The organism is Sphingobium olei, from assembly GCF_042678845.1.
Taxonomy (GTDB): domain Bacteria; phylum Pseudomonadota; class Alphaproteobacteria; order Sphingomonadales; family Sphingomonadaceae; genus Sphingobium; species Sphingobium olei.
The window spans coordinates 26961-39209 of record NZ_JBHTLS010000127.1 but is presented as its reverse complement, the minus strand read 5'-3'; the positions used below and the strand labels follow the sequence as shown (position 1 = coordinate 39209).

The following is a 12249-nucleotide window of genomic DNA, read 5'->3' as shown; positions in this document are numbered from 1 at the left end:
CACGCGGAGCGCGGCGCGGTCCTAACCGCCTCTGTGATAATCATAGTCCAGCGCCCGGCCCTGCTGCTTGGTCAGGATCGCGCCGATAACGGCAGTGCCTGAACGCCGCAGCCTTTCGGCCGCCGTGCGCAGCCCGCCATGATGGTTTCGTCCCCATTCGACCACCAGCAGGCTGGCCTCCGCCTTTTCCGCCAGAAGCGGCGCGTCGTTGAGCCCCAGGATCGGCGGCGCGTCGATCAGCGCGACGTCATAGCTTCCCGCCACCTCCGCCAGCAGCACGTCGAGCGCCGGCGTCGCCAGCAATTCGGCCGGGTTGGGCGGAAGGACGGCGCAGGGCAGCAGCGACACGCCGGGCGTTCCGGTTTCCACGATCGCGTCGGCCGCCCGCGCCTGTCCGGTCAGCACTTCCGCGATGCCTCGGCCCGGCGCAACGCGGAACAGGCGATGCTGCACCGGACGGCGCATGTCCGCGTCCACCACGAGCACCGACTTGCCAAGGCCGGCGAGCGCCAGCGAAAGCGCATGCAGCGTCAGCGACTTGCCCTCCCCTTCCTGCGCGCTGGTGACGAGGATCGAGCGCGGCAGCCCGCCGGTCGTGGCAAGCAGCAGCGAGGAGGCGATGGGGGTGAAGATTTCCGGCGGCTGCGGACTGTCTCCCGTCACCGGCACCGCGCCGAGCAGGGGCAGGTCGACCCGTTCGGCCAGCGTGTCGGCAGACGTGACGGCGTCGTCGAAGATGTGCCGGATCACCACCAGCACCAGGCCGAGCGCCAGCCCGCCCAGCGTCGCGACCAGCAGGATGATGCCGATGCGCGGGGAAAAAGGTTCGTCCGGCACCGCCGCGCGATCCAGCGGCTGGATGCGTCCCGCCTGGAATCCCGCCTGCGACGCCATGTCGCGATAGCGCTGCAACAGGCTGTCGTGCAGCATCCGGTAGGTGTCGACGGAGCGCTGCATGATGCCGAGTTGGACATCGCGGCCCTGTTCGGCCTTGGCCTGCCGTTCCAGCGCCGCTATTTCCCGCGCAATCTGTTCCTCGCCCCTGACCGCGACCTCATATTGTTCGCGCATGGAGGCGCGGATGCTGTTCGCCATGGCATCCGCCTGATCGTCGAGGGCGGCGAGTCGGGCGCGGGCCTCCCGCATTTCGGGATGGGCATCCTTGCGGAACTGCCTCTCCTCTGCGATGGCGGCGCGGGCCTGCGCGCGCGCGGCCATGATCTGCTGCATCGCGCCGTTGGCCAGTACGTCCGGCAGGCTGTCCACGCTGGCGCGGCGGGCGCTTTCCCACCGCTTCTGCGCGGCAATGCGTTCCGCCACGGCCTGCGCGCGGAAACCGTTGAGCTGCGCCAGCCTTTCGCCGACGCTGCTCTGGGGCGCGGCCTGGCTGTCGCCCTCTGGCTCGGGCGTACCGTTCCGTGTCGCATAGACCGCCAGATCGCGCTCGGCCCGCGCCAGATCACTGCGCGCGCCGTCAAGTTCGCCCAGCAGGAAGCGGCGCGCCTGCACCCCGGAATCGAACCCGCGCTTCAGGTCGGCGCGGATCAGGCTGTCGGCATAGGCATTGGCGATCCGGGCCGACAGCACGGGGTCGGCGCTGACGAAACTGATGCGCAGCACGCGCGACTTGCCCGGCAGTTCGACCTGCAGCCGGTCACGGAGGAGCTGGATCACCCTCTCCTGTTCGACCTGGCGCTGGGACAGGCTGCCCTTGCCCTGGGTCGGCCCCGTCTCGCCCATGCCACGGAAGAAGGTCGGCGTGCCGACCAGCGCCAGCGAGTGAGCCACATCCTCGGCCAGTGCGCGGCTTTTCAGCACTTCCAGCTCCGTCTGCATCAGCGCTTCGATGTCGCCGGGCGTCGCGGCGCGCTGTGCGCTGCCGGCACCGGCTGCGCCCGCCGGCACATCCTCGACCTCCACGGACGCCGTGGCGCGATAATTGGGCGTGGACAGCAGGATGAAGAGCGCGCCCGCAAGCAGGCAAAGCGCCAGCGTGACGAACAGGATGATGCGATGGCGGCGCAGCACCGATCCGGCATGGCGTATCCGGTCCGCGAACACGCGGTTCCAGCCATAGGAGCGGGCGGCGTCGGGCAGGGTCGCGTCCATCACCGCCCCCCATCCAGCGCGATGAAGCCGGTCGCCAGCGCCGGGATCGCCAGCAACGCCCCGCCCAGGATCGCCTTCGCCCGCGACAGGCCGACGATCACCTGATCGCCCGGCAGGATTTCCGGGTCGGCCGCCTCGCCCTTGCGGATGGCGCTGAGGTCGAACATGGCGGCCTGCCTCTGCCCATCCATGGTCCGCACGACCACCACCTTGTCGAGCCCGGCGAGCCGCGTCGGCCCCTTGGCCATCGCCACGGCTTGCGACAGCAGGATGCGACCCTCGAACGGATACAGCCCCGGCTCGCGAACCTCGCCATCCACGGTGACGCGGCGGTTGACTGCCTTCTTCACGAACAAGGTCACCTGCGGCGACACGAGGTAGCGCTGCCCCAGCCGCCCGGCGATGACGTCGGACGCTTCGGAGGTGGTAAGGCCCGCCACCGGGACGTCGCCGATCCACGGCATGCGGATCATGCCCGCGGCACTGACCTGCGCATCCTCCAGCGAAAGCTCGGGCTCATGATAGACCTGAATGCGCAGCACATCGTCGGGCGCGATGCGATACTCCATACCCACGGCCGGCGCGGGCGGGATGGCGGCGTAGGCGGCCTCTCCACGCGGCGCATCCTCCACCGTGGCGCATGCGCCCAGCAGGACGCAGGCCAGCAGGACCGCCATAGTCCCTGTAATGCCGTTCCGGCGGTTCATCCGCACTCCCGCCCCGTGACAGTCCGTTCCAGGCGGCGGGGTAACGGGGCGGCAGGCGAATGGCAACCTGGGATAGGATGGACCGAGCCGAACGGGCGTGGCCCTGCCGCCCTGCCGTCAGACGGCGAGGCGATCCGGCGCGAACTGCGCAATGCGGCGCGGCTGGTCCGGCCAGATGCCGCGCGTGTCATAGACCGCCTTGTCGGCGCGCTCGTCGACGGGGACCGATTTGAACATGTCATGATCGACAAGAATGACGAACACGCCGCATTGTTCCAGTGCCGTATCGAGATCGATCAACTCAGCGCCAGTGCCGGCAAAGTCCATCGGCAGGTCGTGGGCATAGGGCTCCACCAGCTTGATCCGGCGACCGTAGCGGCGGGCGAGGCGCGCGGCCACCTTGACCGCGGGGCTTTCGCGGAAATCGTCGATATTGGCCTTGAAGGCGAGGCCAAGGCAGGCGACGTCTTCTTGCGCAAAATCATCGATCAGGTCGGAGGCTTTCGCGACCACATGGTCGGTCTTGCCGTCGTTCACTTCGCGCGCGGTGCGGATGATGCGGGCGTTTTGCGGATCGCCATGGACGATGAACCAGGGGTCGACCGCGATGCAATGGCCGCCGACGCCTGGCCCGGGATTGAGGATGTTGACGCGCGGATGCCGGTTGGCGAGCCGGATCACCTCCCACACGTCGATGTCCATATTCTCCGCAATCACCGACAATTCGTTGGCGAAGGCGATGTTGACGTCGCGAAAGCTGTTTTCGACCAGCTTCACCATCTCCGCCGCGCGGGCGGTGGTGGTGATGCAGGCGCCGCGCACGAACTGGCGATAAAAGCCCAGCGCCTTGCGCGCGCAACGGGGCGTGATGCCGCCGATGCAGCGGTCATTGTCGATCAGCTCGACCAGGATGCGACCCGGCAGCACGCGCTCCGGGCAATAGGCGATGGCGATGTCGCCCGCGACGCCGGTTCCCGGCATCCTGAGGTCAGGACGCAGCTCTGCGAACAGGTCGCGCATCGCTTCCGTCGTGCCGACCGGCGAGGTGGATTCGAGGATCACGGTGTCGCCGGCCTTGAGCGCCGGGGCGACGGTGCGCGCCGCTTTCAGGACATAGGAGATGTCGGGCGCACGATCCTCCGCCACCGGGGTCGGCACCGCGATGATGAAGACGTCGCTTTCCTCGACCTCAAGGCTGGCGCGCAGATTGCCGCGCGCGACCACGCCCTGCACCAGGCCGTCGAGATCGACCTCTTCGATATGGACGCGGCCCGAATTGACCGTCTCGACCACATGCGCGCTGACATCCACGCCGACCACCTGCGCCCCGCCCCGCGCGATCAGCGCAGCAGTCGGCAGGCCGATATAGCCAAGGCCGATGACGGAAACCTTCTGCTTGGTGTCGACGGGCATGGATGGTCCTTATGGCCGCTGAAATACGACCAACCTCCTGCCCGGAAATGCTGAAGATTTCGGTAACGACTGCCTCGAAGGTGAGACGAATACAGGGCGGATAGATATTCAGATGATGGCGTGACGAAAATGGTGGGTTTTCGAGACCCGGAGCGCAGCGTACTAAAAGTACGTGAGCACCGGAAGCTCGGAAAGCCGCCATTTGCAGGCCGCCAGGGCTGAATGTCTATCCGCCCTAGCGGTATCGCGGAGCCGGCTGTCGCGCCATGTGCATGGGCGACCGCACGACCGCGGCGGTGATGATCTTCGTTTTCATCAGCGTGCGGACCCGTTCCGCCCCGTCGGGGTTCAGCAAGACCACGCGTGTCCCGCCCGATGTCAGCGGCTCGATGACCGAAATGGCGATCCCATGGCGCGCGCACAGCGCTTCCACATCGGCGACGCTGGCGTTGACGTTGATCGCCCGGCTCATGCGGAAAGCGCCACGACCGGGAGGACATAAGAAATAGGCGACATGCGACGCTCCATGCTTTGGCAAGCGGGAGCGCGGTGGTCTCTCTGTCGGAGCGAAGGCTTGCAGGCGGAAGTTCGCGGCGATGGATAGCTGCTAGCAGGTGGGGGAAGCCATGTCGCGTTTATAATGCTGCCGCCACGACATCCGCGATCCGCTCCGCCGCCTTGCCATCCCCAAAGGGATTATGCGCGCGCGCCATCGCCAAGTAAGCGTCCTCGTCGTCCAGCAATGCCAACACCTCCTGCACGATCAACGCGCGGTCCGTGCCAACCAGCTTCGCCGTCCCTGCCGCCACGCCCTCCGGCCGCTCGGTCGTCTCGCGCATCACCAGCACCGGCTTGCCGAGCGAGGGCGCCTCCTCCTGCACGCCGCCGCTATCGGTCAGGACCAGATGGCACATATCCAGCAATCGCACGAAATGGGGATAGTCGAGCGGCTCGATCATGGCGACGTTGGGCAGGTTGCCCAGCACCGCGTCCATCACCGGGCGGACATTGGGATTGGGGTGGACCGGAAAGATCACGGCCACGTCCGGCCGCGCGGCGATGTCCGCGATCGATCGGGCGATCGCCTCCATCCCGCCGCCGAAATTCTCGCGCCGGTGGCTGGTGACGGCAACGATGCGCTTGCCGGCGAAGCGCGCGGCGAGATCGTCGAGCCCGCTCGCCAGCCTTGGGTCGGCCAGCACCCGGTCGCGCGTCGCAAGCAGCGCGTCGATCACGGTATTGCCGGTGATGTGGATGCTCGCAGCTTCGCGGTTCTCGCTGAGCAGCGCGTCCTCCGCCGCCTGGGTCGGGGCGAAGTTCATGTCCGCGATGCAGGCGACCACGCGGCGGTTCACTTCCTCGGGCCAGGGATGGTGGATGTCGCCGCTGCGCAGGCCCGCCTCGACATGACCGACCGGAATCTTGCGGTAATAGGCCGCAAGGCTCGCCACCATGGTGGTAAGCGTATCACCATGGACGAGGATGCGATCGGGCTTCTCCGCGTCGAACGCCTTGCCCAGTTCGACGATCAGCTTCGCCGTCAGCCCGTCGAGCGTCTGGTTGGGCACCATGACGTCCAGGTCGATGTCCGGCACGACGCCGGCGATCTCCAACACCTGATCCAGCAGCCCGCGATGCTGCGCCGTCACGATCACGCGCACGTCGATCCCGGCACGGCCGCGCAGCGCATGGATCACGGGAAACATCTTGATCGCTTCGGGCCGTGTCCCGAACACCAGCGCTACCTTCATCGTCTTCCTTCGTCAGATGCGATCGTCCTTGCCGGACGCTGTGACAGGAATAGGTAACTATCGCCTGAACGGCGCGGCGTTGCTAGGGCGGTGGCTGACAAGCGGAAGGACGGATGGATGATCGAATGGCCCTGGTGGACGGACGACGCGGGGGCCGGCGCGCCGCAATGGCGTCACTGGCTGAAGGCGGCTGCGATCCTGGTGGCGATGAACCTCGCCGTGCCGCTGTTCGCCGCCTTCACCTGACCTGTCAGGCCTTGATCTTCCAGCCCCGCTGCAACAGCACATAGCATAGCCCGCCGAGCAATAGGTTGAGCGCCACCAGCACGCTGCTGCCGACCACGACATTCGTGTCCGCCGCCGCGACGAAGCCGTAGCGGAAGCCCGAAATGATGTAGAAGAAGGGGTTGGCGTGGCTGATCCCCTGAAAGAAGGGCGGCAGCCGGTCGATCGAGTAGAAGGTGCCGGACAAGAGCGCCAGCGGCCCGATCACGAAATTGGTGATCGCCGCGCCATGATCGAACTTTTCCGCCCAGATCGATGTCAGCACACCCAGGAAGGCGATGAAGCTGGTGCCCAGCAGCCCGAACCAGACGACTGCCCACAGATGCGCTGGCGTCACGTGCACGCCCGGCCAGGCGACCATCGCCAGCCACAGCGCGCAGCCCACGAACAGCGCGCGCGTCACCGAAGAGGCGACCAGCGCGAACAGCAATTCCCCAACCGAGATGGGCGGCATCAGATAATCGACCAACGTTCCCTGCACCTTCCCCACCATCAGCGAGAAGCTGGCATTGGCGAAGCAGGCGTTGATCATGCCCATGATGATGAGGCCCGGCGCGATGAAATCGGCGAAGGGCACCGCCTCCCCGCGCAGGCTAACGGTCCGTCCGCTTCCCCCCAGCGCCACGATGAAGATGATGAGGAACATCAGCGTGGTGATGGCCGGCGCCCACACCGTCTGGAGCTGCACCTTCATGAAGCGGCGCACCTCCTTCCGGTATAGCGCCCAAGTGCCCGCCCAGTTGATGTTGCGGATCTGCGGCACCCCCGGTTCGGCGAAGGGCGGCAGCGGCGTCGCGGTGGCAGCGTCGAGGGTAATTTTTGGCTGGTCGTTCATGGGAGGATCGACTATCGGCTGGTCCGTTGTGCTGCAAGAGGGTCAGGTCCGGCGATTTGAACCTGCGTGGCTGCTTCCCCATATAGGAAGCCACACCAGATTTGTGAGGAGTTTTTCATTGTCCTGGACCGAGGAGCGTATCGATCAGCTCAAGGCGATGTGGGAACGCGGCCTGACCGCCAGCCAGATTGCGGATGAACTTGGCGGGGTCAGCCGTAACGCGGTGATCGGCAAGGCCCACCGGCTGGGCCTACAATCGCGCCCGTCGCCGGTGAAGGCGAACGAGACGCCCAAGAAGGCCGCGCCTGCCCCGCGCAAGCCCGCCCCCGTCGCGACAGAAGCTGAAACGCCGCGCGCCGCCGCTCCGGCGCCCGCAGCCGCCCCGGTTCGCGCGCCTGCTCCGGCACCGGCCGCACCTTCCGCTCCCGCATCCGCTGCGCCGGCCGAAGACGCGCCCGCGCCCGCGCCGCAGCCGCGCATCATCTCGGTCGGCCCCGGCGGCTTCCTGCGTCAGGGTCCGGGCGATCAGCAGGCACCGATTCCGCCCGCGCCGCCGCGCCGGCTGGTTCCGGCCAAGCCCAGCCCGGAGATTGCCGGCAAGACCAGCCTGCTCGATCTGACCGAACGCATCTGCAAATGGCCGATGGGTCATCCGGGCGAGCCGGACTTCCATTTCTGCGGCGAGGCGGTGAACCCCGGTTTCCCCTATTGCGTGGAGCATTGCGGCCGCGCCTATCAGGCACAGCTGCCGCGCGGCACCCGCCGCCCGCCCCCGCCGCTTCCCTTCGGCGGTCCGCGCGTCCGCTGAACGATCCGATCAAGCCAAAAAGAAAGAGGCCGGCCCCCATCGGGACCGGCCTCTTTCTTTGGTCCAGGCTTCCGGCGATCAGAAGCGGAAGCTGGTGGTGACCATCAGGCTCTGCGTATCGAACTTGTCGCCGCGATTGATGCTGGCGCCACCCGTCAGCACGAACGGATTGGTCGCGGGCGCGGTGCCCTGGCCCACATCGACGCGATAATCGCCGACATTGTAACGGGTCCACAGATAGCGCGCGCCGATCGAGAAGTTGGGCGCGACCTTCGCTTCGACGCCGCCGCCCATGGTCCAGCCCCAGGCATCCTCTTCCGCGTCCACCGGCGTGAAGCTGTTGGCGGTGTTGCTGGTGCGGAAATAATTCTGCACCTGCGCATAGGCCAGGCCGCCGGTGATGTAGGGCATGATGCCGCCCGGCGTGGTATAGCCGAGGCGCGCGCGAAGATTGGCGTTCCAGTCGATCTTGCGGCGCATGGTGTAGAAGGCCGGGGTGGTCGAAAATTCGCTCACCTTGTCGTCGATGAACGCCTGACCGCCTTCCGCCACGACGCCGGCAACGATGCTGCCGAACTGGCGATCATAGCCGATATGGCCCATCCAGCTGATGGCGTTCTTGTCCGAGTTGCAGCCGCTGGCGGGCGTCGGCCCGCGCGCTGCGCCGCCGCAGGTGCCGGGCGAGAAGGCGTTCGCGCCGGACGCGGTGCGGATCACGTCATTATAGTTGCCGTCCCGGTTCGTGTCGAAGCGGAGATGTTCGTCGCCGTCATTCTTCTGCCAGGTCTTGCCGAAGGAAACGCCCGCATAGGGGCCGGTCCAATCGACGGGGCCGCTGTCCTGCGCGACGGCGGGGGCAGCCAGCATAAGGGCCAGGGTGGCGCCGATCGGGGCGATTGCTAAGGTCTTCATTAAACACGTCTCCTCGCCTGATGGGGATGTCTATCCTCCACGGTCGCCCCGCTAACGTTTCGGCTACGGCATTTGTTTCATTGCCCTTTGTGACATATCATTGCTGTCGTCGCGATTTCGGAACGCTTGCACGCAGACCCGCGCGCCTTATAGCTTTCCGGCATGTCCGAAGATCTGTTCGCCGCCAACGCATCGCCCACGCCGCAATATGACGCCTCCACCATCGAGGTGCTGGAAGGACTTGAGCCGGTCCGCCGCCGCCCTGGCATGTATATCGGCGGCACCGATGAGCGCGCGCTGCACCATCTGGCGAGCGAAGTGCTGGACAACAGCATGGATGAGGCGGTCGCCGGCCACGCCACGCGCATCGAGGTGACGCTGGAGGCAGGCAACAGGCTGACGATCGTCGACAATGGCCGGGGCATGCCGATCGACGAGCATCCCAAATTCCCCGGCAAGTCGGCGCTGGAAGTCATCATGACCACGCTCCATTCCGGCGGCAAGTTCGAGGGCAAGGCCTATGCTACCTCGGGCGGCCTGCACGGCGTGGGCGCGAGCGTGGTCAACGCGCTGTCCACCGAGACGGTGGTGGAGGTCGCGCGCAACAAGGAACTGTTCCGCCAGAGCTTTTCGCGCGGCCTGCCGCAGACCGACCTGCTGAAGGTCGGCGCTGCCCCCAACCGGCGCGGCACGCTGGTCAGCTTCATTCCCGATACGGAGATTTTCGGCGAGCAGAAGTTCAAGCCCGCCCGCCTCTATCGCCTCGCCCGGTCCAAGGCCTACCTGTTCGCGGGCGTCGAAATCCGCTGGAAATGCGCGCCCGAACTCATCACGGACGATACGCCCGCCGAAGCCGTCTTCCAGTTTCCCGGCGGCCTTGCCGATCATCTGAAGGAACAGGTCGGCAACCGGGAATGCGCCACCAGCGTCTTCTTTTCCGGCAATCAGGATTTTCCCGGCACCGCCGGACGCGTCGAGTGGGCGGTCGCCTGGCCGCTCTGGTCGGACGGCAGCTATAGCTGGTATTGCAACACCATCCCCACGCCCGATGGCGGCACGCATGAAGCGGGGCTGCGCGCCGCGCTGGTGAAGGGCATCCGCGCTTTTGCCGAATTGGTCGGGCAGAAGAAGGGGAAGGACATCACCGCCGACGACATCATGACGTCATCGGAAATCATGCTGTCCGTCTTCATCCGCGATCCCCAGTTCCAGAGCCAGACCAAGGATCGCCTGACCAGCCCCGACGCCGCGCGCCTCGTGGAAAACGCCGTGCGCGATCATTTCGACCATTTCCTCACCGACCATATGGACCGGGGCAAGGCGCTGCTCGCCTATGTGATCGACCGCATGGACGAGCGTCTCCGCCGCAAGCAGGAGAAGGAGGTCAAGCGCAAGACCGCGACCAACAGCCGCAAGCTGCGCCTGCCCGGCAAGCTCACCGACTGTTCCAACGACGACCCGGAAGGCGCGGAAATCTTTCTGGTCGAAGGCGACAGCGCCGGCGGTTCCGCCAAGCAGGCGCGCGATCGCAAGACGCAGGCGATCCTGCCCCTGCGCGGCAAGATTTTGAACGTCGCCAGCGCGAACACCGCCAAGATCCTGGCGAACCAGGAAATCGCGGACATGATCCTCGCGCTCGGCTGCGGCACGCGCAAGGACTGCAACCCGGACAACCTGCGCTACGAACGCATCGTCATCATGACCGACGCGGACGTGGACGGCGCACATATCGCCACGCTGCTCATGACCTTCTTCTTCCAGGAAATGCCGGAACTGGTGCGGCGCGGGCATCTCTATCTCGCGCAGCCGCCGCTCTACCGCCTCGTTGCGGGCGGCAAGAGCCTCTACGCCAAGGACGACGCGCATCGCGAGGAGCTGATGCGCACCGAGTTCAAGGGCAAGAAGGTCGACGTCAGCCGCTTCAAGGGGCTGGGCGAAATGAACCCGATGCAGCTGCGCGAAACCACCATGGACCCCAAGACCCGCAGCCTGATCCGCATCACCCTGCCCGACGATATCGAGGACCGGCAGCAGGTGCGCGAACTGGTCGACCGGCTGATGGGCACCAACCCGGCGCACCGCTTCGCCTTCATTCAGGAAAATGCGGCGGCGGTGGACGAGGAAGCGATCGACGCGTGAGGCAATTGGCGGCGGCCCTGATCCTGCTGGCCATGTCGCTCATCCCCTCCCCCTCGCGCGCCGGGTCCGACCCCGCCTATCGGATGCGCGCCGAACAGTTGCTGGGCATCCTGTCCGCGCCGGGCGGGGAACACGCCTTCTTCTCCAGCCTGTTCCTGGACGCGGTGCCGCTCGACCGATGGCGCGCGGTCGCGGCCGAATTGCGCGCCGCGCATGGCAAGCCGCTCGCCGTAGGTGCCGTCACCCGATCCAGCCCTACGGCAGGACAGGTGGAAATCCGCTACGAGCGCGCCACTGTCGGCTTCTCGCTGGTCGTCGCGCCGGAAGCACCCAACCCGGTCGTCGGCCTGCATGTGGTGGGCGTGAAAGCGGCGAACGACACGCTGGACAAGGTTGCGGCCGAGATCGAGGCCCTGCCCGGCGCGACGGCCTTCGCCGTGGCGAGGCTGGACGACAGCGGACCGCACTCGATCCACACCTATCGCGCGGACGCGCAGATGGCGATCGCGTCCAGCTTCAAGCTACTGATCCTTGCCGAAGCAAGCCGCGCCACGGCGGCAGGCGAAAGGCGCTGGAGCGATGTCCTGCCGCTCGGTCCCAAGAGCTTTTCCGGCCGGCTTGCGGGATGGCCCGACCAGGCACCGATGACGCTACATAGCCTGGCGACCGCGATGGTTGCCGAAAGCGACAACTGCGCCGCCGACACGCTGCTGCTGGCGCTCGACCGCGAGAAGGTGGACGCCATGCTGCCCGCCACCGGCCATGCCGATCTGGCACGCGCGCTGCCGGTGCTGACCACCGCCGAAGCCTTCGCGCTCAAGATGCCGGCCAATCGTGACCTGCTCGCCCGCTACGTCGCGGGATCGCTCGACCAGCGGCGCACGCTGCTGAAAGAAGCGGCCGCCCGCCTGACCACCGATCAGGTGGATGTCGGCAGCGTGGCGGAGGTTCCGACCGCCATTGAGGGGGCCGAATGGTTCGCCTCCCCGCGCGACATGATCGGGCTGCTGGACTGGCTGCGCCGCCATGGCGGCGACGCCCTGCCGATCATGGCGGTCAATCCCGGCATCCCGCCCGCCGATGCGAAGCGCTGGCGCTATCTGGGCTATAAGGGCGGCAGCGAGCCGGGCGTGATGGCGATGAACCTGCTGACACAGGGACTGGACGGCCGCTGGTATGCTGTCAGCGCCAGCTGGAACAATCCCGCCGCACGACTGGACGAAGGCCGCTTCACCGCCCTCGTCACCCGCCTCATGAACCTGCTGGCCGAGCCGGCGACCGACTGAACGG

11 protein-coding genes are annotated in these 12249 nt (G+C 66.7%); 4 read left to right on the top strand and 7 right to left on the bottom strand.

The features are described 5' to 3' along the window. Positions 1 to 21: 21 nt before the first annotated feature. The 5 genes from ACFQ24_RS12590 to wecB all read right to left on the bottom strand — a co-directional run bounded on the left by ACFQ24_RS12590 (position 22) and on the right by wecB (position 5980). Positions 22 to 2109 (bottom strand): GumC family protein, encoded by a 2088-nt coding sequence (locus tag ACFQ24_RS12590; RefSeq protein ID WP_380911706.1) that lies wholly within the window; start codon positions 2107 to 2109, stop codon positions 22 to 24. Further along, positions 2109 to 2816, bottom strand: coding sequence for a polysaccharide biosynthesis/export family protein (locus tag ACFQ24_RS12585; protein WP_380911704.1), 708 nt, complete (start codon positions 2814 to 2816; stop codon positions 2109 to 2111). Before ACFQ24_RS12585 ends, ACFQ24_RS12590 begins: the two co-directional genes overlap by 1 nt. A 117-nt stretch (positions 2817 to 2933) precedes the next feature. Continuing rightward, complete coding sequence (gene wecC, locus ACFQ24_RS12580; protein ID WP_380911702.1) at positions 2934 to 4229, bottom strand: UDP-N-acetyl-D-mannosamine dehydrogenase; 1296 nt, start codon at positions 4227 to 4229, stop codon at positions 2934 to 2936. 235 nt (positions 4230 to 4464) lie between these two features. Beyond that, positions 4465 to 4701: a hypothetical protein gene (locus ACFQ24_RS12575; RefSeq protein WP_380911701.1), complete on the bottom strand. Its 237-nt coding sequence runs from the start codon at positions 4699 to 4701 to the stop codon at positions 4465 to 4467. Positions 4702 to 4864: 163 nt separating this feature from the next. Further along, positions 4865 to 5980 (bottom strand): non-hydrolyzing UDP-N-acetylglucosamine 2-epimerase, encoded by a 1116-nt coding sequence (wecB, locus tag ACFQ24_RS12570; RefSeq protein WP_380911699.1) that lies wholly within the window; start codon positions 5978 to 5980, stop codon positions 4865 to 4867. A gap of 117 nt (positions 5981 to 6097) precedes the next feature. On the opposite strand from wecB, the gene ACFQ24_RS12565 reads away from it, so the two are divergent. After that, positions 6098 to 6226 carry a hypothetical protein gene (locus tag ACFQ24_RS12565; protein ID WP_380911697.1) on the top strand — a complete coding sequence of 43 codons (129 nt, stop codon included), beginning with the start codon at positions 6098 to 6100 and terminating at the stop codon, positions 6224 to 6226. Between the two features lie 4 nt (positions 6227 to 6230). Here the strand turns inward: ACFQ24_RS12565 and ACFQ24_RS12560 are convergent, their stop codons facing one another. After that, positions 6231 to 7100 (bottom strand): ABC transporter permease, encoded by an 870-nt coding sequence (locus ACFQ24_RS12560; protein WP_380911695.1) that lies wholly within the window; start codon positions 7098 to 7100, stop codon positions 6231 to 6233. Between the two features lie 118 nt (positions 7101 to 7218). Here ACFQ24_RS12560 and ACFQ24_RS12555 point away from each other — a divergent pair, with 118 nt between their 5' ends. Beyond that, positions 7219 to 7908: a GcrA family cell cycle regulator gene (locus ACFQ24_RS12555; protein ID WP_380911693.1), complete on the top strand. Its 690-nt coding sequence runs from the start codon at positions 7219 to 7221 to the stop codon at positions 7906 to 7908. 78 nt (positions 7909 to 7986) lie between these two features. Here ACFQ24_RS12555 and ACFQ24_RS12550 read toward each other — a convergent pair whose 3' ends face one another. Then, positions 7987 to 8820 (bottom strand): outer membrane protein, encoded by an 834-nt coding sequence (locus tag ACFQ24_RS12550; protein WP_380911691.1) that lies wholly within the window; start codon positions 8818 to 8820, stop codon positions 7987 to 7989. 162 nt (positions 8821 to 8982) lie between these two features. Between ACFQ24_RS12550 and parE the strand changes: the two genes are divergently transcribed. Further along, positions 8983 to 10959 carry a DNA topoisomerase IV subunit B gene (parE, locus tag ACFQ24_RS12545; protein WP_380911689.1) on the top strand — a complete coding sequence of 659 codons (1977 nt, stop codon included), beginning with the start codon at positions 8983 to 8985 and terminating at the stop codon, positions 10957 to 10959. After that, a complete protein-coding gene (locus tag ACFQ24_RS12540; protein ID WP_380911687.1) occupies positions 10956 to 12245 on the top strand; it encodes a serine hydrolase in 1290 nt (429 codons plus the stop codon). The genes parE and ACFQ24_RS12540 overlap by 4 nt, the downstream gene beginning before the upstream one ends. Positions 12246 to 12249 lie beyond the last annotated feature (4 nt).